At 65.3% G+C, this 20,481-nt stretch carries 21 protein-coding genes; 7 read left to right on the top strand and 14 right to left on the bottom strand.

What is annotated here, in order from left to right:
- Positions 1-41: 41 nt before the first annotated feature.
- The 8 genes from AC1MHZ_RS00395 to cbiE all read right to left on the bottom strand — a co-directional run bounded on the left by AC1MHZ_RS00395 (position 42) and on the right by cbiE (position 5,329).
- On the bottom strand, positions 42-476 hold the full coding sequence (locus AC1MHZ_RS00395) for a DUF2946 domain-containing protein (RefSeq protein ID WP_416767202.1): 435 nt from the start codon (positions 474-476) through the stop codon (positions 42-44).
- Between the two features lie 16 nt (positions 477-492).
- Positions 493-975: a copper chaperone PCu(A)C gene (locus AC1MHZ_RS00390; RefSeq protein WP_084858777.1), complete on the bottom strand. Its 483-nt coding sequence runs from the start codon at positions 973-975 to the stop codon at positions 493-495.
- A gap of 46 nt (positions 976-1,021) precedes the next feature.
- Positions 1,022-1,411 carry a DUF2946 domain-containing protein gene (locus AC1MHZ_RS00385; RefSeq protein ID WP_084858776.1) on the bottom strand — a complete coding sequence of 130 codons (390 nt, stop codon included), beginning with the start codon at positions 1,409-1,411 and terminating at the stop codon, positions 1,022-1,024.
- A gap of 172 nt (positions 1,412-1,583) precedes the next feature.
- The gene (gene vapC, locus AC1MHZ_RS00380; RefSeq protein ID WP_084858775.1) at positions 1,584-1,994 is read right to left on the bottom strand and encodes a type II toxin-antitoxin system tRNA(fMet)-specific endonuclease VapC; all 411 of its coding nucleotides are present in this window, start codon (positions 1,992-1,994) and stop codon (positions 1,584-1,586) included.
- Positions 1,994-2,224, bottom strand: coding sequence for a type II toxin-antitoxin system VapB family antitoxin (gene vapB / locus AC1MHZ_RS00375; RefSeq protein WP_084858774.1), 231 nt, complete (start codon positions 2,222-2,224; stop codon positions 1,994-1,996). The genes vapC and vapB overlap by 1 nt, the downstream gene beginning before the upstream one ends.
- Positions 2,225-2,269: 45 nt before the next feature.
- On the bottom strand, positions 2,270-3,034 hold the full coding sequence (locus AC1MHZ_RS00370) for a cobalt-precorrin-6A reductase (RefSeq protein WP_084858773.1): 765 nt from the start codon (positions 3,032-3,034) through the stop codon (positions 2,270-2,272).
- Positions 3,031-4,125 carry a cobalt-precorrin-5B (C(1))-methyltransferase gene (locus AC1MHZ_RS00365; RefSeq protein ID WP_084858772.1) on the bottom strand — a complete coding sequence of 365 codons (1,095 nt, stop codon included), beginning with the start codon at positions 4,123-4,125 and terminating at the stop codon, positions 3,031-3,033. Before AC1MHZ_RS00365 ends, AC1MHZ_RS00370 begins: the two co-directional genes overlap by 4 nt.
- A complete protein-coding gene (gene cbiE, locus AC1MHZ_RS00360; RefSeq protein WP_084858771.1) occupies positions 4,118-5,329 on the bottom strand; it encodes a precorrin-6y C5,15-methyltransferase (decarboxylating) subunit CbiE in 1,212 nt (403 codons plus the stop codon). Before cbiE ends, AC1MHZ_RS00365 begins: the two co-directional genes overlap by 8 nt.
- Before the next feature lie 177 nt (positions 5,330-5,506).
- On the opposite strand from cbiE, the gene cobG reads away from it, so the two are divergent.
- From cobG to AC1MHZ_RS00325, 7 genes are all read left to right on the top strand, one after another.
- Positions 5,507-6,832 (top strand): precorrin-3B synthase, encoded by a 1,326-nt coding sequence (gene cobG, locus AC1MHZ_RS00355; RefSeq protein WP_084858770.1) that lies wholly within the window; start codon positions 5,507-5,509, stop codon positions 6,830-6,832.
- On the top strand, positions 6,825-7,451 hold the full coding sequence (locus AC1MHZ_RS00350; RefSeq protein WP_084858769.1) for a precorrin-8X methylmutase: 627 nt from the start codon (positions 6,825-6,827) through the stop codon (positions 7,449-7,451). The genes cobG and AC1MHZ_RS00350 overlap by 8 nt, the downstream gene beginning before the upstream one ends.
- A complete protein-coding gene (locus tag AC1MHZ_RS00345) occupies positions 7,451-8,182 on the top strand; it encodes a precorrin-2 C(20)-methyltransferase (RefSeq protein ID WP_084858768.1) in 732 nt (243 codons plus the stop codon). The genes AC1MHZ_RS00350 and AC1MHZ_RS00345 overlap by 1 nt, the downstream gene beginning before the upstream one ends.
- On the top strand, positions 8,170-9,876 hold the full coding sequence (gene cobJ, locus AC1MHZ_RS00340; RefSeq protein WP_084858767.1) for a precorrin-3B C(17)-methyltransferase: 1,707 nt from the start codon (positions 8,170-8,172) through the stop codon (positions 9,874-9,876). The genes AC1MHZ_RS00345 and cobJ overlap by 13 nt, the downstream gene beginning before the upstream one ends.
- A gap of 117 nt (positions 9,877-9,993) precedes the next feature.
- A complete protein-coding gene (locus tag AC1MHZ_RS00335) occupies positions 9,994-10,683 on the top strand; it encodes a hypothetical protein (protein ID WP_084858766.1) in 690 nt (229 codons plus the stop codon).
- 50 nt (positions 10,684-10,733) lie between these two features.
- A complete protein-coding gene (locus AC1MHZ_RS00330; protein ID WP_084858765.1) occupies positions 10,734-11,420 on the top strand; it encodes a hypothetical protein in 687 nt (228 codons plus the stop codon).
- A complete protein-coding gene (locus AC1MHZ_RS00325; protein ID WP_084858764.1) occupies positions 11,413-12,066 on the top strand; it encodes a hypothetical protein in 654 nt (217 codons plus the stop codon). The genes AC1MHZ_RS00330 and AC1MHZ_RS00325 overlap by 8 nt, the downstream gene beginning before the upstream one ends.
- Here AC1MHZ_RS00325 and AC1MHZ_RS00320 read toward each other — a convergent pair.
- From AC1MHZ_RS00320 to dusB, 6 genes are all read right to left on the bottom strand, one after another.
- Positions 12,059-12,655 (bottom strand): MarC family protein, encoded by a 597-nt coding sequence (locus AC1MHZ_RS00320; RefSeq protein WP_084858763.1) that lies wholly within the window; start codon positions 12,653-12,655, stop codon positions 12,059-12,061. The genes AC1MHZ_RS00325 and AC1MHZ_RS00320 overlap by 8 nt on opposite strands.
- Before the next feature lie 210 nt (positions 12,656-12,865).
- Positions 12,866-15,637: a hybrid sensor histidine kinase/response regulator gene (locus AC1MHZ_RS00315; RefSeq protein WP_482965918.1), complete on the bottom strand. Its 2,772-nt coding sequence runs from the start codon at positions 15,635-15,637 to the stop codon at positions 12,866-12,868.
- Positions 15,638-15,771: 134 nt separating this feature from the next.
- Positions 15,772-17,064, bottom strand: coding sequence for a phosphoribosylamine--glycine ligase (gene purD, locus AC1MHZ_RS00310; protein WP_416767194.1), 1,293 nt, complete (start codon positions 17,062-17,064; stop codon positions 15,772-15,774).
- 182 nt (positions 17,065-17,246) lie between these two features.
- Positions 17,247-18,854, bottom strand: coding sequence for a bifunctional phosphoribosylaminoimidazolecarboxamide formyltransferase/IMP cyclohydrolase (gene purH, locus AC1MHZ_RS00305; RefSeq protein WP_224457041.1), 1,608 nt, complete (start codon positions 18,852-18,854; stop codon positions 17,247-17,249).
- A gap of 76 nt (positions 18,855-18,930) precedes the next feature.
- Positions 18,931-19,251 (bottom strand): DNA-binding transcriptional regulator Fis, encoded by a 321-nt coding sequence (gene fis / locus AC1MHZ_RS00300; RefSeq protein ID WP_008093076.1) that lies wholly within the window; start codon positions 19,249-19,251, stop codon positions 18,931-18,933.
- Entirely contained in the window at positions 19,248-20,261 is a 1,014-nt protein-coding gene (gene dusB / locus AC1MHZ_RS00295) for a tRNA dihydrouridine synthase DusB (RefSeq protein WP_084858759.1), read from the bottom strand. The genes fis and dusB overlap by 4 nt, the downstream gene beginning before the upstream one ends.
- Between the last annotated feature and the right edge of the window lie 220 nt (positions 20,262-20,481).

The raw sequence follows: 20,481 nt of genomic DNA, 5'->3' as shown, positions 1-20,481 counted from the left end.
AGGCGCGAAGCTCTGTGGCTCCGTGCGTTGGCAGGTTGTGTTCAGGCGATGATCGAAAGGGGTGGAGCGCGGCTGCGAGCGCCCGGGAATATGGCCTGGCGAGCATGCCCTTGGCGAACCGGGGCGGGCGTGAGCAGTGGGGGGAGGGTGGCCGCGGCGTTGAGCGGGCTGAGGGTCTGGGGCAGGGCCGGGCAATTGAACAGCAGGCTGCAGTAGCCGCATTTTTCCCAGACCACATGCAGCTTGCCATCGGCCTGGCCGTGGTGGCCTGCACTGCCATGGTCGTGCTCGGCCGCCATCGCCATGTCCATCGGCATGGACATGGTCATGCCGGCGTGGTGCTCCATCGGCATCGACTGGGAAACCAGCGGGCCGATGAAGATCATCCACATGGCGAACAGGCTCAGCCAGCCACCCCCCAAGCGCCTACGGTCAGGGCGGGAAGTGCGGGCGAACCGGTTGCGCGGCAGGCTCATGACTGTTCGTCGACGATCAGTGGCTATGTGTGTGCGTTTGCTGCTCGGCAGGTGGCTGCTGCTGCACGGCCACCTCGACGGTGACATCGCCGGCTTTCTCGAAGTGCAGGGTCAGCGGGAAGCGCTTGCCATCGCTGAGCAGGCTGCGATCTTTGGGTTGCATCAGCATCACGTGATAGGCGCTGGGGGCAAAGATCAGGTCCTTGCCTGCCGGCACCGGGACGCTGGGCACCTGCTGCATTTTCATCAGGCCATCGGCAGTCCTGGCGTGCTCGTGCAACTGGGCGTCGTCGGTGATGGGGCTGTCGACCGAGAGCAGGCGGTCGTCCTGCTGGCCGTTGTTGTGCACGACGAAGTAGGCCGCGACATTGGGGGCGTTGGGCGGCAGCGCCAGGGACCAGGGGTGGGCGATATGCAGGTTGCCCACGGTGTATTCATGGGCATTGGCGAAAGCGCCGGGCAGCATCAGGGCGGCCAGGACGAGGATGTGCTTGAGCATGGTGAGTCTCCGATCTGTACAGGTTCAGGCAGACAGCGGGGTGAACTCAGGCCAGGGGGGACGCGCGGGGATTGAGCGCCGGCCATAGCTGGCGCGGCGTGGGTCGGTAGTCGGCAAGAGGCGCTACGAAGCCGGCTTGCATCAGCGGCGGGTTATGCAGCTGCGCAGGGTAGCCGGGCAATGCGAGCAGGGGCGCGGCGCCGGAGCAGCACCAGCAATTCATCATGCTGGCGCTGTCGTCGCTCTGCGGCCCCAGGTCGATCTTGGCCAGGGCCTGGACATCGACCTTGCTCTTGTTCGCCATGCTCGAACAGAAGGCACCCCACAGCAGCTGCTCGGCCGGCCCTTTGGGCGCGGCCGACGACAGCGGCATGGCCAGCAGGTTGAACAGCACTGCCAGGCAGGCTATCCACGCAATGTGCCGACGTGGGGTCATGGGAGAGATCCGGTCAGGAATCAGGTGGCTATTGTAAGGGCGAGTATAGGTAAAAAAGCCCGGGTGCGATGAAGTGTCGCACCATGGGTGAGGGTTGGGTGTAGGGGCTTTCTCAAGGTGGTCCCCGTAAAAGCTGGCGCTGTGAGCGATGCCCGCCGAAATACCTGACAGGTCAACGGGCAGAAGACAGCCAGTCTTCTACACGTAACCCCGGCACACGAAGGAATGCTCGCCGGTTGTTGGTGACCAGTACCAGGCCGCGCGCTCTGGCGTGGCCCGCGATCATCTGGTCGTAGGGCCCGATGGGGCGACCTTCACGTGCAAGTTCCGCTCGTAGTTGACCTGTGTGAGCTGCAGCATGGTTGTCGTACTCCAGAACCTCCAGTCGTGCAGCGAAACCTTCGATGACCGCCAGATTACGCTCGGGGGCGGCGGATTTTTCTGCGCCGTAAACCAGTTCCATCAAGGTGACGGTGCTGATCGACAATTGGCCATGGTGGCGATTGAACGCTTCACGCACACATTGCGGTTTGTTCTTGATCGTGAAGATGCAGATATTGGTATCGAGCATGTACCTGAGCATCAGAACCCTTCGCGCTCCTGGTCGGCAGGTTGGTCGCGGCTGGCCATGAAGTCCTGGCTTGCATCCTCTCCATCGAACCAGCTATCCCACGCTTCTCCAGCAGGCGTAATGATGCGGGCACGGCCAACAGCGACGATATCCACGCGAGTGACTTCTTCGGGAAGGGCTAGTGATTTGGGCAAACGGATGGCCTGGCTGCGGTTGCTTTTGAAGACAGCACCTTGATCCATGACGAGCCTCCTGGGAAGCAAGAATGTATGTCCGACGTTTGGGCTTCAGTTGGTATATGTCAATGGGATATACATCGGGCGAGGCTGGCCAAGGTCGGCAATGGCGTTCAGAAGCAAGCGTACCTCTTCATACTCCCGGTCGACTTTGGGCAATACCGGCCGCTTGAGCACCAGTACCGGCACCCCCAGCTCCCGGGCCACCTCGAGCTTGGGCTCGGTGGCGGTGCTGCCGCTGTTCTTGCTCACCAGCACATCGATTCGCCGCCGGGCGAACAAGGCGCGCTCGTCCGCGAGGTGGAACGGCCCGCGTGCACCGATCACCTCACAGCGCTCGTTGCCGGGGCAGGCCTCAAGGGCGCGCAACGTCCAGAACTGGTGGGCAGGGATTTCATGCAGGTGCTGCAAGGGCTCGCGACCGAGGGTGAACAAGGGCCGCTCGAAGGGTGCGAGGGCCTTGATCAGCTCGGCCCAGCCGTCCACCTCGCGCCAGTCATCGCCCGCCTGGGGCTGCCAGGCAGGCCGGCGCAGGGCCCAGCAGGGAATTCCGACGGTGGCGGCGGCCTGGGCTGCGTTGGCGCTGATCTGCGCCGCATACGGGTGAGTGGCGTCGATCAGCAGGCTGATGCGTTCCTCGCGCAGGTAGGTGGCCAGGCCATCGGCGCCGCCATAGCCGCCCACGCGCACCTGGCAGGCGAGGTCCTGGGGCACGCGGCCGATGCCGGCGAGGCTGTAGATATGTTCAGGCCCCAGCTGGCGGGCAATGGCCAGGGCTTCGCTGACGCCGCCAAGCAGCAGGATGCGCATGCTCATTGCACGCCCGCCCTGCCGACGATGCCACCTTGGCGATCGATGGCGAACACCTCGACCTGCACCTGGGCCGGCACCACGCTGCGCGCGAACGCCAGGGCGTGGGCGCACACTGTATCGCCCAGGGCGATGCCCGCCGTGTGGGCCAGGGCCAGGGCCTGCTGGCTGGTGTTGGCGCCGATGATGGCCGCCTGTAGCGTTGAGTCCGCGCCGATGTCGGCAGCCCAGCGCGCCAGCTGGGGTAGGTCGATGCTCGAGCTGCGGCTGTGCAGGTCCATGTGCCCGGCGGCGAGCTTGCTGATCTTGCCGAAGCCGCCACACAGGGTCAGGCGCGGTACCGGTACCTTGCGCAGATGCTTGAGCACGGCGCCGACGAAGTCGCCCATCTCGATCAGGGCGATTTCCGGCAGGCCGTAGACCTGGCGCATGGTGTCTTCGCTGGCGTTGCCGGTGCAGGCGGCGATGTGGGTGTAGCCGTTGGTGTGGGCAACGTCGATGCCTTGCTGGATCGAGGCGATGTAGGCCGAGCAGGAGAATGGCCGGACGATGCCGCTGGTGCCGAGGATCGACAGCCCGCCGAGGATGCCCAGGCGCGGGTTCATGGTCTTGAGGGCAAGCTGTTCGCCGTCGCGCACGTTGACGGTCACTTCGAAACCCCCTGCATGGCCGCACGCGTCCGCCAGGCGTTGCAGGTGTTCGCTGATCATGCGCCGCGGTACCGGGTTGATGGCTGGCTCGCCCACCGCCAGTACCAGGCCCGGGCGGGTGACCGTGCCCACGCCCGCGCCGGCGACGAAGCGCACGCCTGGCGCATCGAGCAGGCGCACCTGGCTGTAGAGCAGGGCGCCGTGGGTCACGTCGGGGTCATCGCCGGCATCCTTCAACGTGCCGGCCTCGGCGCCTGCGGCGGTGAGGCGGCAGAATTCCAGGCGCATCTGCACCTGCCTGCCCTTGGGCAAAGTGATCTCCACGGCATCGGCAGGTTCGCCGGTGAGCAGCAGGCGCGCCGCTGCCAGGCTGGTGGCCGTGGCGCAGCTGCCGGTGGTCAGGCCGCTGCGCAGGGGCGCGGCGTTCTCGCGGGTTTCTTCACGCATCGAGAGGTTTCACCACGTCGAGCAGGGTGATCGGCAGGGCCTGGCGCCAGGTGTCGAAGCTGCCCAGGGGCTGGGCATGGGCCACGTGGAGGCGGGTCAGCTCGCCGCCATGGGTGTCGCGAAACGTGGCCAGGGCCAGTTCGCTCTGCAGGGTCACGGCATTGGCCACCAGACGCCCGCCAGGGCGCAGCCGCTCCCAGCACGTGGCCAGTACGCCATCGCCGGTGACGCCGCCACCGATGAAGACCGCATCGGGGTGCTCAAGCCCGGCGAGCGCTTCGGGGGCCTTGCCGCGGACCAGTTGCAAGCCGGGTACGCCGAGGGCGTCGCGGTTATGCTCGATATGCGCCTGGCGCCCTTGGTCGGCCTCGATGGCCAGGGTGCGGCAACTGGGGTGGGCGCGCATCCACTCGATGCCGATCGATCCGCAGCCGGCGCCCACATCCCACAGCAGCTGACCAGGGCGAGGGGCCAGGCGGGCGAGGGTGATGGCGCGCACGTCGCGCTTGGTCAGCTGGCCGTCATGGCGAAAGGCGTTATCGGGCAGGCCGACAACGGGCGACAGCTGCAGGGTGGTGGCCGAGGCCTGGCATTCGATGGCCACCAGGTTCAGGTCTGCGGCCCGGCCGTGGGGCCAGTCTTCTGCGCTGCCGGACAACTGGCGTGCCTGGGGGCCGCCCAGGTGTTCGAGGACCTGCAGCCGGCTGGGGCCGAAGCCGCGCTCGCAAAGCAGATGGGCGATGGCCGCCGGGCTGTCGCCGTCGTTGCTCAGCACCAGCAGGCGCAGGCCGCTGTAGAGGTGGGCATTGAGCGCGGCCAGGGGGCGGGCGACGAGCGACACCACCTGCACGTCCTGCAACGCCCAGCCCAGGCGGGCGGCGGCCAGGGCGCAGGACGATGGCATCGGCAGCACCAGCAGCTCTTCGGCGGGTAGGTGGCGGGCGAGGCTGGCACCGACGCCGTAGAACATCGGGTCGCCGCTGGCCAGCACGCACACCGGCTCGCCACGCAGGGCCAGGACCGGAGCCAGGGAGAACGGGCTCGGCCAGTTCAGGCGTTCGCCAGCCACGCAGCGAGGCAGGAGCGCCAGCTGGCGCGGGCTTCCAAAGATCCGTGGGGCACTCAGCACGGCGCGTCGGGCCTGCTTGCCCAAGCCGTTGAAGCCGTCTTCGCCGATGCCCACTATTGTCAGCCAGGGTGCCATCTGTTGTTGATCCGCCATGTTGGGGCTGCGCTGCAGCCCATCGCGGGGCAAGCCCGCGGCTACAGAGTCCGCGTGTACCGCCCTGAAATTCTGTGTCGTGTTCGACCGCCGGTTTTTCATGCCGCCGGACAAAGCAGGCATAATACCGCGCCTTCTACACTCAAGCGCATTTTCAAGATGCCGGATGCCCCCTTGACGCAGCCACCAAGCACCCTCGTGTCGCCCCGCCCCTCGGCCTGCCCGGGGTTGTGGCGCATCGTCGATGCGCGCGACGGTGGGATCTGCCGCATCAAGCTGCCTGGTGGCGTGCTGCAGGCCGGGCAGGCCGAGGCCGTAGCCGACGCTGCCGAGCGTTTCGCCACGGGCGTGATCGAAGCGACCAACCGCGCCAACCTGCAGATCCGTGGCATTGGCCACGACCGCCAGGGCCTGGTGCAGAACTTGCTCGATGCCGGGCTCGGGCCGCGTGATGCCGCATTCGACGATGTGCGTAACCTGATGCTCAGCCCGCTCGCAGGTCTCGACCCCGCCATGCTGCTCGATACCCGCCCATTGGCCGGGGAAATGCTGCGGATGCTGGAAACCACCCCTCGCTTGCATGAACTGTCGGCCAAGTTCGCCATCCAGCTCGACGGCGGCGAAGGCCTGGCGATGCTCGAGCACCCCCATGACCTGTGGCTGTCGGCAATGACGCTCGACCAGCACACCTGGCTTGCGTTCGGCCTGGCCGGGTGCCCTGGCCAGGCGATGGGCGCCGTGCCGGTCGAACAGGGGCTGACGCTGGTGCAGGCAGTGCTGGTGCGCTTCCTCGACCTGGCCGGGCCGCAGCAGTCGCGCATGCGCCAGTTGCTCGCCGATTGCCCGGTCGACGCGTTCATCGGCGGCCTGGGCCTGGATATCCGCCGTGATGCAGCGGTACTCGGCTGGCGCCGCGCGCCGGCCCGGGCCCCTTGGCTTGGCCCCTTGGCCCAGCGACAGGGCATGGCCCTGGGTATCGCTCCGCCGTTGGGGCGCCTGACCTCGAGCCAATTGCGCGGCATTGCTGGCGTGGCCCATACCGCGGGTGATGGCAGCCTGCGCCTGAGCCCTTGGCAAAGCCTGGTGATACCCAACCTGAACCCGGCGCGGCTCGAGCAGGCCCAGGCAGCATTGCACGCCCTGGGGCTGCTTTGCCACGCCGATCACCCCCTTGCCCGGCTCACCGCCTGTACCGGCTCAACGGGGTGCGCCAAGGCCTTGGCCGACACCAAGGCTGATGCCCTGGCGCTCGCGCCCTTGCTGCAGGCCGGGCGCCCCGGCAGCGTGCACCTGTCCGGCTGCCCCCGCTCCTGCGCTGCGGCCCACGTCGCCCCGGCCACCTTGCTGGCCCGCTCACCGGGCCGATACGACCTTTATCTGCGCGACAGGCACCAGCCGGGTTTCGGCAGGCTTCGCGCAACCGACATCACCCCAGAAGAAGCAGGCGCCATGCTCGACCTGCCGACGGAGCACCTTGATGATTGACTACATCCGCGATGGTCAGGAGATCTATCGCAATTCCTTCCGGATCATCCGCGAGGAAGCCCGGCTCGAGCGGATACCCGCCGACCTGGAGAAGCTCGCCGTACGGGTGATCCATGCCTGTGGCATGGTCGATGCCATCGACGGCCTGCAGTTTTCCGAAGGTGCCGGGCGTGCCGGCCGCGAAGCCCTGGCCAAGGGCGCGCCGATCCTCTGTGACGCACACATGGTCGCCGAAGGCGTGACCCGCGCGCGCCTGCCGGCCGACAACCCGGTGATCTGCACCTTGCGCGACCCCAGCGTACCGGACCTTGCCAAGGCGCAGGGCAACACCCGCTCGGCCGTGGCCCTGGAACTGTGGCGCCCGTACCTGGAGGGCAGCGTGGTGGTGATCGGCAACGCCCCGACCGCATTGTTCTACCTGCTGGAGATGCTCGACGCCGGCGCGCCCAAGCCTGCACTGATCCTGGGCTTCCCGGTGGGCTTCGTCGGCGCCGCGGAGTCCAAGGCGATGCTGGCCGCCGACAGCCGCGGCGTGCCGTTCGTGATCATGCAGGGCCGCCTGGGCGGCAGCGCGATGGCCGCCGCCGCGGTCAACGCCCTGGCCACGGAGGTGGAATAATGCAGCCGCGTGGACGTCTGTTCGGCCTGGGCGTAGGCCCCGGCGACCCGGAACTGATCACGGTCAAGGCCCTGCGCCTGCTGCGCGAGGCCCCCGTGGTGGCCTACTTCGTGGCCAAGGGCAAGCGGGGCAATGCCTTCGGCATCATCGAGGCGCACCTGCAGGCGGCGCAGACCTTGCTGCCACTGGTGTATCCGGTGACGACCGAAGTGCTGCCGGCGCCGCTGTCCTACGAACAGGTGATCAGCGACTTCTACGACGAGGCCGCCGTGCAGGTGGCCGCGCACCTGGACGCTGGGCGTGACGTGGCGGTGATCTGCGAGGGCGACCCGTTCTTCTACGGCTCCTACATGTACCTGCACGACCGTCTGGCCCAGCGCTACGAGGCCGAGGTCGTCCCTGGCGTGTGTTCGATGCTCGGAGGGGCCTCGGTGCTGGGCGCGCCGCTGGTGTATCGCAACCAGAGCCTGTCGGTCCTCTCCGGCGTGTTGCCCCATGACGAACTCAAGCGGCGCCTGGCCGATGCCGACGCTGCCGTGATCATGAAGCTTGGGCGAAACTTCCCCAAGGTGCGCCAGGTGCTGGGCGAACTGGGCCTGGACGAACGTGCGCTCTACGTGGAGCGTGCGACCATGGCCAACCAGAAGATCGTCCCGCTGGACGAGGTGGACCCGCAATCCTCGCCATACTTCTCGCTGATCGTCGTGCCGGGTGAAAAATGGCAGGGCTGAACATGCAGAAGGCCCCGGCGATCGTCATCCTCGGCCCCGGCAGCCTGGCTACCGCGCAGCGGATCCAGCGGTGTTATCCACAGGCGACGATCCATGGCCTGCAAGGGCGGGTCGAGGACGTGGATGCACGCTACGACAACTTCGGTGACACCCTGCGCCAGCTCTACCGGCAGGGCTCACCGATCATTGCTTTGTGTGCTGCCGGCATCGTGATTCGCAGCCTGGCCGGCCTGCTCGCGGAAAAGGGCGCCGAGCCACCGGTACTGGCGGTGGCCGAGGATGGCAGCGCCGTGGTGCCGCTGCTGGGTGGCCTGGGCGGGGTCAATGTCATGGCCCGGGAGATCGGCCTGGCGCTGGATGTAGCACCGGCCATCACCACCAGTGGCGAGCTGCGTTTCGGCACCTGCCTGCTCAACCCGCCGCCAGGCTACACACTGGCGGACCTGGAGCAGGGCAAGCGCTTCGTCTCCGACCTGTTGGCCGGTGAGGCGGTACGCGTGGAAGGCGAGGCGCCCTGGCTTGCCCAGGCGCACCTGCCGCAGGACCGGGCTGCCCAGCGCGCCATCCATGTGGGCTGTGAAGCGCGGCCAGCCAGCCGTGACGAGTTGTTGATCCACGCCCACTGCGTGGTCGTGGCGGTCGAGGGCGGTGGTTCGGGTGTCGTCGAGCGGGTACGTGAGGGGCTGCGCAAGGCTGGTATCGCCGAGCAATCGCTGGTCTGCCTGCTGGCCGCGGAGCAGGCCATGGCCGACCAGGGCCTGCACGATGCGGCGCAAGCACTGGGCGTCGAACTGCGCTTCGCCACCCTGGCCTCGGACCTTGCCGGGATGGTCGCCGAAGCCGTGCCCGGAGCCCGGTTGATCGAACAGGATGGTCTCGTCGTCGCAGTGGCTGCGGCGCCCGTGGATGCCCTGCAGGTGGGCAGGCGTCGAGGGCGCCTGGCCGTGATCGGGCTTGGCCCCGGCGCGGCCGAGCTGATGGTTCCGGCGGTCAAGGCCGAGCTGGCCCGTGCCCAGGACGTACTCGGCTACGAGACCTATGTGCGTATGGCCGGCCCGTTCCGTGAGGACCAGGTACTGCATTGCACCGACAACCGCGAAGAGATGCAACGCGCCCGTCATGCCTTCGAGCTGGCGGCCCAGGGGCGTTCAGTGGTGGTGGTGTCCTCCGGGGACCCGGGGGTGTTCGCCATGGCAGCCGCCGTGCTCGAAGCCTTGCACGAATCCAGTGACCCGGCCTGGCATCGGGTGGACCTGGAGATCCTGCCCGGGGTCTCGGCTTCGCTGGCCACCGCTGCCCAGGCGGGGGCGCCGCTGGGCCATGACTTCTGCGTCATGTCGTTGTCGGACAACCTCAAGCCTTGGTCGATCATCGAGCGGCGCCTGGACCTTGCCGCCCAGGCTGACCTGGTGCTGGCCTTCTACAATCCGATATCACGTTCGCGGCCCTGGCAGCTGGGGCGTGCCCTGGACATCGTGCGCCAGCACCGTGACGGGCAAACACCTGTAGTCCTTGGCCGAGATATCGGTAGGCCAGGGCAGACGCTCAGGGTCGTCACCTTGGCCGAGCTGGAGCCGGAAATGGTCGACATGCGCACCATGGTGTTGGTGGGGTCCTCGACCACCTGCCGGTTCGAGCGCCCTGGCGGCGGCGAATGGGTCTATACACCGCGTTGGTACGGCGCCCGACCCTGAGGGTTGGAGGCTTACCGGGCCAGGAAGCCTTTCGCGGCAGGCACGGCCTGTCGCGCTCGGTAGGTTGATGGCTGGAGTCACCCGGCTCCAGCTTCAACCTACCGAGGAACCATGGCCATGAGCGAAAAAATCGAGAATCAGCGCGTCGAAGTGCTGGCTGACAAGAACCTGTTCGTCTTCCCTGACCACATGAGCAAGGCGAACTGTGACGCTGCCAAGGAATGTCATGTCTTCGCCACCCAGGCGGCCACCGCGCAGTTTCACCCGACGAACCAGGCGGACCAATGGTTCGGCTTCTACATCGACATCATGCAGCAAACGGGGTGGATACCGGTTCGCTATGAAATGAACCGCACCGTCAGCAGTAATGTGCAGTTGCAGGTCAGCAACTTGCTGGGCAAGGGGTTGCAGGTGGCGCTGGGCTTTCTGTCCGGTGGCATCATCGGTGCTGCCAAGGAGGTCGGCACGGCGGCGATCGACGCGCTTGCCAATAGCCCCGAAGCCATCGAATTGCTTCAGCGCGACACCCTCGAAAAGGATCGCAGCGGCCTGAGCCTGGCACAGTGCAACCAGTCGGCCAACGGTGAGGTGGTCATGCTGCTGACCGCTGTCCATACCGATGCCGAGCCGGACGTGAACGGCAACTTCCTGCTGTTCAAATGGAACAGCAATGGCAGCACCACGTATACCGGTGTTGCTGCGCTGGTCTTCCATCGTGGCCTCTACGAGCAGAACCGCGATGTCTTGATCGACCGCGTGAGCAAGAATGCCCGCTCCACCCTGCTGAGCCTGAAACTCAAGCGTTGAGTCCATACGCATCGGGAATCGTTCCCGATGCGCCTTTGGAGGGATGAATCATGCCCCATGATTACACCTTGTGGCTCAACGGCAACAGCCTGGTGCTGATGTCCAGTACGTTGAGTGCGCAACAGATCGAGACTCTGCTCGACCTGCAATTGGCTGCCTACCTTCAGGCGAGCGCGGAATATTCCGTGTTCGATGACTACACACGGTGGCGGTTGGAATACCGAAACACCCAGTTGGACCTGGGTTGCCCCTTCACCGAACTGGCGTCGCCCGACAAGCCTGTGGTGTCGGTCGAACCTTTCAAGGCATTGTGCGGTAGTGTATTGAGCAAGCTTGCACCTGCGTACCGAGCGGGAGCAGCCCGTTGCCTGAAGGCTGTCGACCTGCCTGAGGCGCACCCAGCCTTGCAGGCCCTATGGACCGAATGCGTCCAACCTCCCCAGCGGGACCTTTGCGCCACCTTGGTGACCGAGCTGCGGGTGGTGTTGCCTGACGCGTCGATCGTGAGCGGGGAGATGCGCTTCAAGAGCCGTGAGGGCATCGAACGACGTTGGCCCTGGCAGCGGTTCGATGTATTGGCGTTGGAACAATTGACGTTGCACGCCACCCGTTACCTGGTTTCCGAACGTGCGTTGGCGGACATCCGTGACGGGCTTCGGGAGAAGTATGCGCATGTGCGAGCCCAGTACGTATGCCAGGTCGCCTTGCCCAGTGCGGGAGGGCGACGCCATGAATGACGCAAGCAGTGCCAGTGTCGTTTCCGGCAGCCTGGCGGCGTTCATGCCTGGTGTAAGCCCTGAGGATCGGGAGGACATCCTGCTGGTGAACCTGTTCGCGCAGCGCGCGACGCGCGACGAATTCACCTCTGGCTTGAACAGCAACTGGTTCGACAACTACCGGCGCAAACTGAGCTACCTGGGGTGGGATGCCACGCCGCCACCCAATGTGCAACGTCGGGGCCCGGACCGTGGGCGGCTGGTGGACCATGCCGTGATGCAGATCGAACAGGCGGGCTCAGGCGTGCATGCCGAGTTGACCGGCCAAGCGTTGAACGCGCTTGAAAACGACCCGAAGGCGATGCGGGTATTCGAGATAAACGCGCGAGCCGGGAGCACGTTGCATTTCCAATTGTTGCCCTGCGTGCGTCATTCGGGCGATTACTTCGACATGGTGCTTTATCACATGGAGTTGAATGTGCCGCTCGATACCAGGTTGGGAGGGGTTCTGTTCTACAGCTTCGACCACAAGTCCCAGGTACGCATCCAAAGTGCGGAGCTGATCCGCTTCAATCTGCGGATCTTCCGGGATGAGTTCAAGGCGAAGATTCAATCCCGGGTGACAGCGCAAAGTCGTCGATCGATTCTCGACCTCAAGCTCAGGTGAGCAGGTAGCCCTTGATCCCGGTGAAGATGATCTGCGCCGCCAGTGCACAGACGAACAACCCCATCAGGCGGCTGACGATCTGCAGGCCCTGGTCGCCGAGGAGGCGTTCGATGTGGTACGAGAGATAGAGCACCAGGCCTACGGTGAAGCTGGCCAGGGCGATGCTGACTATGGCCAGCAGCTTGTCATCCCAGTGTGGCTGGCCCACGCCCATCACCAACAATGCACCGATGGTGCCGGGGCCGACGGTGAGCGGGATGGTCAGCGGCACGATGGTCACGTCCTGCTGCACGTTGTCGGCCTGTACCGCCGACTTGCCCTGGGCCATGCCCAGGGCTGAGATGAACAGCACGCTGCCGGCGCCGATACGGAAGGCGTCGGCGGTAATGCCGAATACGCCGAAGATCACCCGCCCGAACAGGTAGAGCAGGACGCTGGCTACCAGCACGGCGACGGCCACGCGCCAGGCCAGTTGCTTGCGCTCCTTGCTGGAATAGCCGCGGGTCAGGCTGATGAAGCAGGACAGCACGAAGAACGGGCTGTAGAGCACGAGCATTTTCAGGTAGACGCTGAACAACTCATGGAGCATGGCGCGGATCCATGGCGGAGAGAGGTGTGGGCAAGTGTATCAGCACTCCGGGGACAACCCTCTGATTCTGAATGGGGAGCGGGGTTGCCGGTGAGGGATGGCACTGGCGTTGCCGGTGATCGCGGGGCAAGCCCGCTCCTACAGGTAACAGCTGGATTACCGGGGATCTGTAGGAGCGGGCTTGACCCACGATGAAGCCTGCGCCGCTGTTCAGGGGGTGTGTAACGGGTCCGAGGCAGCTGCGCGTTGGCTGGCCCAGTATTGGACCGTTTCGCGCAATTGCGACAGCTCCACCGGCTTGGCCATGTGCCCGTCCATGCCCGCCTGGCGCGCGCGATCCTTGTGTTCGCTGAGGATGTGCGCGGTCAGCGCCACCACCGGGGTGCGCTGACGCTGGTTGGCAGCTTCCCAGGCGCGCAGCTGCTCGGTGGCGGAGAAGCCATCGAGCACGGGCATCTCGCAGTCCATCAGCACCAGGTCGTAGCGCTGTGCCTTCATTGCCCGCAGGGCCTCCTCGCCATTGCTGGCGGTGTCCGGCTCCAGGTTGAGCTTGCCGAGCATGCCACGGATGACCTTGGTCGAAATGCTGTTGTCCTCGGCCACCAACACGCGAAAGTCGCTGGGCAGGTCCAACGGCCCGGATGGGCCTGTCGGGCCGGGCGCGGATGGCTGTTCGCGGCCGCGCAGGGCAAGCTCTTCGGCCAGGGTAGTCTTGAGGGTGTAGCCAGCCACCGGCTTGGCCAGGATGCGCTTGACCCCGGCATTGCGGGCGATGATCTTGCTCGGCGCGTTGCTGATACCGGTGAGCATCACCACGAGGATGTCGTGGTTCAGGCTGGGGTCCTCCTTGATCTTCGCGGCCAGTTGCATGCCCGTCATGCCTGGCATGTTCTGGTCCAGCAGCACGGCGTCGAAATAGTCGCGCAGGTGCGCCTTGGTGCGCAGCAGGGCCAGGGCCTCCTTGCCCGACGGCACGGCGCTGACATTCATGCCCCAGGCGCTGCACTGCTGCACCAGCACCTTGCGACACGTGTCGTTGTCGTCCACCACCAGTACGCGGGCGTCGCGCAACGGGCCGTTCAGGTCGGTAGGCGGTTGCTCCAGGCGCGAGGGATCCAGGGGCAGGGTGAGCCAGAGGGTGTTCCCGGTATTGTTGCTGCTCTTGATCCCGAACTCGCCTTGCATCAGGCCGATCAATTGCTTGGCAATGACCAACCCCAGGTGGCCACCGAGCTTGTTGCTGGAGAGGAACTGGTGGCTGTGCAGCTCGGCCTGCAGCAAGGCTTCGCGCTCGGCAGGCGGCATCGCATCGCCGCTGTCCTGCACGGCGATGCGCAGGCGCGGCACGCCACCTCGTTGGTCGAGGGCCACCACCAGCAGGATCTCGCCCTGCTCGGTGTTCTTCAGGGCATTGTCCAGCAGGCTCGATAGGGCCTGGCGCAGGCGTGTCGGGTCGCCGCTGATCACTTGCGGAACCTGCGGCTGGGTGAAACTGATCAGCTCGATGTTCTGCTGCTCGGCCTTGGCCCGGAAGATGTTCAGGCAATCCTCGATCAACGCGTTGAGGTCGAACTGCACATCGTCCAGTTCGATCTGGCGGGACTCGAGCTTGGAAATGTCGAGGATCTCGTTGATCAGGGTAAGCAGCTCATTGCCGGCGCTGTGGATGGTCTGCACATAGTCACGCTGCTTGACCGACAACGGCGTGCCCAGCAGCAGTTCGGTCATGCCCAGCACGCCATTCATGGGGGTGCGGATTTCGTGGCTGATCTTGGCCAGGAACTCGGCCTTGGCGTTGATCTCGGCATCGCTGGCGGCCAGGGCGCGGCTGGCGCGGAAGCGTTCCTCGCTGATCCTGCGCAGGCGCTCGCTGACCGCCAGGTTCAACAGCAGCCCGCTGGCCACGGTCAGCCCCATGAGAATGCACAGCAGCCAGGGGGTCGTGGTGCGGGTAAGGCCCAGCAGGGCAGGCAGCAGCACCAGGCCTCCCAGGTTGAATACCAGCATGGCCACGGCGAACAGACGCGCAGGCCCATAGCCCTTGTACCAGTGGTAGGCACTGACCAGCAGCATGGTGACGCTGCCCAGGGCCATCAGGGCGTAGGTCATCAGGTTCAGCGGCAGGGTATCGACGAACAGCAGCACCAGGCCACTGACCGCGACGATCAGCATCTCCCCATGCAACAGGCGGTTGCACCGCAGCGAGCTGCAGGGGCTGAAGAAATGTTGGGTGAAATACAGCCCGGCCAGGCCTGCCAGGACCAGGGTCAGGTAGGCTGCCGGCGTCTGCGCGCTGTGCCACAGGTGCCACCAGGGGCCGCTGAGGTTGAGCAGGATCAGGGCGCTGAGCAGCATCAGGCCATGGTAGAGGGCCAGGATCAGCGTGGTGTTGGAGCGGGTGTAGAGGAAGCGGATCAGGTTGTGCAGGATCAGCATTGCCAGGCCGCCGAACAGCAGGCCGAACAACAAGGGGCGTGTCTGGTCGGCGGCGACCGACACAGCAGGCTCGAGGCTGATGGCAGGGCGCAACTGGTGTTCGGAGACCAGCCGTACGTAGATTTCCAGGGCGTTGGGGCTGTTGGGCAATGGCAACAGGTGGTCGCTGCTGCGCAGGGTCGGGCTGGCATTGCCGGCCTGGCGGCCATGGTGCATCTGGCGCACCAGCTTTTCGCCATCCAGGGCGTAGAAGTCCAGGCGCGAGAGGTCTGGGGCGAAGATGCGCAGCAGTTGTTCCTGCTCACCGGGTTCGAGCCGGTAGTGCAGCCAGAGGGCCTGGTCGGCCGGTGCGGCGTCGAGCTCGAGCAGCTGGATGGGGCTGAACTGGTTGCGGTAGCGCTCCGAGCGCACATCGCTCAATTGCAGGTTGGCCTGTTCATCGAGCAGGACCGACCAGCCTGCGCCTTGCTCGGCTGAGGCAGGAGGCAGGCAGAGCAGTGTCAGCAGGCTGACGATCAGGGCAATGGCAATCCGAAGCCGACGCACGACGAGGTCCTTCCTAGCTAAGATGCCGGATTACAACTATGCGCGGGGCGCCAAGACCGAGGCAAGCCCCCGGGGAGGCCTTGTCGGCGGGCCGAAGGCCGTGCGCCAGGGGCGACACGGCGATTCGGTGTAGGTTACTGGTGCTCGCCACGCTCGCGGGCGATGGCCCGGTAGCCAATGTCGGTGCGGTAGAAGCTGCCGTTCCAGTCGATCTGCTCGGCCAGGCGATAGGCCTGCTGCTGGGCAGCCTCGACCGTGGCGCCCATGGCGGTGGCGCAGAGCACACGGCCGCCAGCGGTGACGACCTGGCCGTCCTTCAGGGCGGTGCCGGCATGGAAGACCTTGCCTTCGAGCTTGGCGGCCGCATCCAGGCCGTTGATGACGTCACCCTTGGCATAGTCGCCCGGGTAGCCGCCGGCAGCCAGGACCACGCCCAGGCTCGGTTGCGGGTTCCACTGGGCCTCGACTTTGTCCAGGGCCTTGGCGAAGGCGGCTTCGACCAGCAATACCAGGCTCGATTCCAGGCGCAGCATGACCGGCTGGGTTTCCGGGTCGCCGAAGCGGCAGTTGAACTCGATGACCTTGGGGTTGCCCGCCTTGTCGATCATCAGGCCTGCGTACAGGAAGCCGGTGTAGACGTTGCCCTCCTCGGCCATGCCACGCACGGTCGGCCAGATGACCTGGTCCATCACGCGCTGGTGCACGTCCGGGGTGACCACCGGAGCCGGGGAGTAGGCGCCCATGCCACCGGTGTTCGGGCCGGTGTCCTGGTCGCCGACGCGTTTGTGGTCCTGGCTGGTGGCCATCGGCAGCACGTTATGGCCATCGACCATGACGATGAAGCTGGCTTCCTCGCCGTCGAGGAACTCCTCGATGACCACGCGCGAACCTGCGTCGCCGAAGGCGTTGCCGGCGAGCATATCGCGTACGGCGGCTTCGGCTTCCTCGAGGGTCATGGCGACGATCACGCCCTTGCCCGCGGCCAGGCCGTCGGCCTTGATGACGATCGGCGCGCCCTTTTCCTTCAGATAGGCCAGGGCCGGCTCGATTTCGGTGAAGTTCTGGTAGTCGGCGGTCGGAATCTTGTGACGTGCCAGGAAGTCCTTGGTGAAGGCCTTGGAGCCTTCCAGCTGGGCTGCGCCCTTGGTTGGGCCGAAGCAGTCCAGGCCGCGGCTGCGGAACAGGTCGACGACGCCGGCGACCAGCGGGGCCTCTGGGCCGACGATGGTCATCTGTACGTGCTGCTCGGCGAAGTCGGCCAATTGCTCCAGGGCGGTGACGTCGATGGCGACGTTCTCGCACTTGGCTTCGGTGGCGGTGCCGGCGTTGCCTGGGGCAACGTAGACCTTCTCGACCCGTGGGTCCTGGGCGACTTTCCAGGCCAGGGCGTGCTCACGGCCGCCGCTGCCGATGATCAAAACTTTCATGTCAAAACCTCGAATGCTTTCGGGCGGGAGGCAAAGCCTCACGCTGTACGAGGTCGCAATGAAGCAGGTAGGTGCAAGGCGGGGCCGGTTCCGATGAGCGGAGTTGCCTTTTGGCAATGAGCATCAGCGGAAGCGGCCCCAACGCAGCAGATGCCTGCTTCAGAGCGGCCGATTGCCGTAAATCAGTGGCGGAAGTGGCGCATGCCGGTGAACACCATGGCGATGCCAGCTTCGTCGGCAGCGGCGATGACTTCGGCATCGCGCATCGAACCACCTGGCTGGATCACCGCCGTGATACCCACTTTAGCCGCATTGTCGATGCCGTCACGGAACGGGAAGAACGCATCCGAGGCCATGACCGCGCCCTGTACCTGCAGGCCGGCATGCTCGGCCTTGATGGCGGCGATGCGGGCGGAGTTGACGCGGCTCATCTGGCCGGCGCCCACGCCGATGGTCTGGCGTTGCTTGGCGTAGACGATGGCGTTGGACTTGACGAACTTGGCCACTTTCCAGGCGAAGACCAGGTCATGAATCTCCTGCTCGGTCGGGGCGCGCTTGGTCACGACCTTCAGGTCTTCGGCAGTGATCATGCCGATGTCACGGCTTTGCACCAACAGGCCACCGTTGACACGCTTGAAGTCCCAGCCGGCAGCACGCTCGGCAGGCCATTCGCCGCACTCGAGCAGACGCACGTTCTGCTTGGCAGCCACCACCTCGCGGGCAGCCTGGGAGATCTTCGGCGCGATGATCACTTCGACGAACTGGCGATCGACGATGGCCTTGGCGGTTTCGCCATCCAGTTCACGGTTGAAGGCGATGATGCCGCCGAAGGCCGACTCGGTGTCGGTGGCGTAGGCCAGGTCGTAGGCCTTGCGGATGCCGCCTTCGTCTTCCGGAACCACGGCCACGCCGCATGGGTTGGCGTGCTTGACGATGACACAGGCCGGCTTGACGAAGCTCTTCACGCACTCGAGCGCGGCGTCGGTGTCGGCCACGTTGTTGAACGACAGCTCCTTGCCCTGCAGCTGAAGCGCGGTGGAAACGCTGGCCTCGCCCTTCTTGGCCTCGACGTAGAACGCCGCGCTCTGGTGCGGGTTCTCGCCGTAGCGCATTTCCTGGGCCTTGACGAACTGGCTGTTGAAGGTGCGCGGGAACTCGCTGCGGCCTTCGGTGGACAGGGTGTCCTTGGCCTGGTCGATGGTGCCCATGTAGTTGGCGATCATGCCGTCGTACGCGGCGGTGTGTTCGAAGGCCTTGAGCATCAGGTCGAAGCGCTGGGCGTAGGTCAGGCCGCCGGCCTTGAGGTTCTCCAGGACGCTGGCGTAGTCGCTGGCGTTGACCACGATGGCGACGTCCTTGTGGTTCTTCGCTGCAGAACGGACCATGGTCGGGCCGCCGATGTCGATGTTCTCGATGGCGGTCGGCAGGTCGCAGCCGGGCTTGGCGATGGTTGCCTCGAACGGGTACAGGTTGACCGCGACCAGGTCGATCGGCTTGATACCGTGTTCGTTCATGATGGCATCGTCGATGCCGCGACGGCCCAGGATGCCGCCGTGGATCTTCGGATGCAGGGTCTTGACCCGGCCATCCATCATTTCAGCGAAGCCGGTGTAGTCGGCCACTTCCACCGCGTTCACACCGTTGTCCTTGAGCAGCTTGTAGGTGCCGCCGGTGGACAGGATCTCGACGCCGAGCTGTTGCAGCTCACGGGCGAACTCGAGGATCCCGGTCTTGTCGGAGACGCTGATCAGGGCGCGGCGGATCGGCAGGCGGGTAGTCTGGTCGGTCATTTCGGATTCCATAACGCGGTGGATTCAGCAAAAAAGGCGCCTCTTGGGAGAGCCGCCTTTTCTGGTTGGGGTTCGGTTACAACAGGTCGTACTGCTTGAGCTTCTTGCGCAGGGTGCCACGGTTGAGCCCGAGCATCTCGCTGGCCTTGGTCTGGTTGCCCTTGACGTAGTTCATCACGCTTTCGAGCAGCGGTGCCTCGACTTCCGACAGCACCAGGTTGTAGACGTCCGTGACGGTCGCCCCTTCCAAGTGTGCGAAGTAGTTGTGCAGCGCCTTCTCCACGCTGTCGCGCAGGGTCTGGCCCTCTTCGCTCGGCGTATTGAGGTGCTGTTTCAGGTTGGCGTTGTCGCTCACGGGCGTTGTTCCACTCACTAATGTCTCGGTCATCATCGTCATGCGGCCACCCCTTGTCCGTCCTCTGTCTCAAGGCTCTCTCGACGTTCGCGAAAAAACGCGCGAACGTTGGCGCACTGCGCTTGTGTGTCTTCCAGCGCATTGAACCGGGCGCGGAACTCCTTGCCGCCCGGTCGTGTTGCCAGGTACCAGCCAACGTGCTTGCGGGCGATACGTACGCCCATCACATCGCCATAGAAGGCATGCAACGCCGCCAAGTGCTCCAGCAGAATGTGTTCCACTTCCTCCAGCGCCGGAGCAGGCAGGTGCTCGCCCGTACGCAGGTAATGCTCGATCTCGCGGAAAATCCACGGCCGCCCCTGGGCGGCACGGCCGATCAGCAGGCCGTCGACACCGGTGGCGTGCAGCACCGCCCGGGCCTTTTCTGGCGAAGTGATGTCGCCATTGGCGAAAACCGGGATCGACACCGCCTGCTTGATCGCAGCGATGGTGTCGTACTCGGCTTCGCCGGTGTACAGGTCGGCGCGTGTGCGGCCATGTACCGCCAGCGCCTGGATGCCGGCCTGCTCGGCGATCTTCGCCACGGTCAGGCCGTTCTTGTTCGCCCGGTCCCAGCCGGTGCGGATCTTCAGGGTCACCGGTACTTCCACTGCGCCGACCACGGCGTGGAGGATTTCGCTGACCAAGGCTTCATCTCTCAATAAAGCAGAACCGGCGGCCTTGTTGCAGACTTTTTTCGCCGGGCAGCCCATGTTGATGTCGATGATCTGGGCGCCAGCCTCGACATTGGCCCGGGCCGCCGCGGCCAGCATCTGCGCATCGCCACCGGCGATCTGCACCGAGCGTGGCTCGGGATCGCCATCATGGATGCGGCGCAGGCGCGACTTGCGGCTGTTCCACAGGCTCATGTCGCTGGTCACCATTTCCGAGACGACCATGCCGGCGCCCAGGCGCTGGCAAAGCGTACGGAAAGGTTGGTCCGTGACCCCGGCCATGGGCGCGAGGATCAGGTTGTTTCGCAGTGTGTAAGGGCCGATGCGTACCGCCGACATAGGTGTTCCCTGTTGTGGGGCCGAATCATTGGAGTCCGAAAAAGGGTTGGCATGATACCCGCTCTCGATGACCGGATAAAGATGAATCTGGATAAAATCTGAACAGCTGTGGGCTTATGACTTTGCGGTCCAAGCTGCAAATTTTGGGCCGTTGACGGGTTTTTCCGGGCTGCTTCGCGGGCCATCGCGACACGAGACTGCTCCCCAGGCGCGGTGGAAA

This window comes from Pseudomonas sp. FA-1 (genome assembly GCF_056856075.1).
Note: the sequence above shows the minus strand (reverse complement) of the source record. Positions and strands in the feature narration are given on the sequence as shown.

Bases quoted from the DNA above. Each gene is read 5' to 3' on its own strand.
- AC1MHZ_RS00395 (WP_416767202.1), bottom strand. From the start codon at position 476: ATGAGCCTGCCGCGCAACCGGTTCGCCCGCACTTCCCGCCCTGACCGT.
- AC1MHZ_RS00390 (WP_084858777.1), bottom strand. From the start codon at position 975: ATGCTCAAGCACATCCTCGTCCTGGCCGCCCTGATGCTGCCCGGCGCT.
- AC1MHZ_RS00385 (WP_084858776.1), bottom strand. From the start codon at position 1,411: ATGACCCCACGTCGGCACATTGCGTGGATAGCCTGCCTGGCAGTGCTG.
- vapC (WP_084858775.1), bottom strand. From the start codon at position 1,994: ATGCTCAGGTACATGCTCGATACCAATATCTGCATCTTCACGATCAAG.
- vapB (WP_084858774.1), bottom strand. From the start codon at position 2,224: ATGGATCAAGGTGCTGTCTTCAAAAGCAACCGCAGCCAGGCCATCCGT.
- AC1MHZ_RS00370 (WP_084858773.1), bottom strand. From the start codon at position 3,034: ATGAGCATGCGCATCCTGCTGCTTGGCGGCGTCAGCGAAGCCCTGGCC.
- AC1MHZ_RS00365 (WP_084858772.1), bottom strand. From the start codon at position 4,125: ATGCGTGAAGAAACCCGCGAGAACGCCGCGCCCCTGCGCAGCGGCCTG.
- cbiE (WP_084858771.1), bottom strand. From the start codon at position 5,329: ATGGCACCCTGGCTGACAATAGTGGGCATCGGCGAAGACGGCTTCAAC.
- cobG (WP_084858770.1), top strand. From the start codon at position 5,507: ATGCCGGATGCCCCCTTGACGCAGCCACCAAGCACCCTCGTGTCGCCC.
- AC1MHZ_RS00350 (WP_084858769.1), top strand. From the start codon at position 6,825: ATGATTGACTACATCCGCGATGGTCAGGAGATCTATCGCAATTCCTTC.
- AC1MHZ_RS00345 (WP_084858768.1), top strand. From the start codon at position 7,451: ATGCAGCCGCGTGGACGTCTGTTCGGCCTGGGCGTAGGCCCCGGCGAC.
- cobJ (WP_084858767.1), top strand. From the start codon at position 8,170: ATGGCAGGGCTGAACATGCAGAAGGCCCCGGCGATCGTCATCCTCGGC.
- AC1MHZ_RS00335 (WP_084858766.1), top strand. From the start codon at position 9,994: ATGAGCGAAAAAATCGAGAATCAGCGCGTCGAAGTGCTGGCTGACAAG.
- AC1MHZ_RS00330 (WP_084858765.1), top strand. From the start codon at position 10,734: ATGCCCCATGATTACACCTTGTGGCTCAACGGCAACAGCCTGGTGCTG.
- AC1MHZ_RS00325 (WP_084858764.1), top strand. From the start codon at position 11,413: ATGAATGACGCAAGCAGTGCCAGTGTCGTTTCCGGCAGCCTGGCGGCG.
- AC1MHZ_RS00320 (WP_084858763.1), bottom strand. From the start codon at position 12,655: ATGCTCCATGAGTTGTTCAGCGTCTACCTGAAAATGCTCGTGCTCTAC.
- purD (WP_416767194.1), bottom strand. From the start codon at position 17,064: ATGAAAGTTTTGATCATCGGCAGCGGCGGCCGTGAGCACGCCCTGGCC.
- purH (WP_224457041.1), bottom strand. From the start codon at position 18,854: ATGACCGACCAGACTACCCGCCTGCCGATCCGCCGCGCCCTGATCAGC.
- fis (WP_008093076.1), bottom strand. From the start codon at position 19,251: ATGACGATGATGACCGAGACATTAGTGAGTGGAACAACGCCCGTGAGC.
- dusB (WP_084858759.1), bottom strand. From the start codon at position 20,261: ATGTCGGCGGTACGCATCGGCCCTTACACACTGCGAAACAACCTGATC.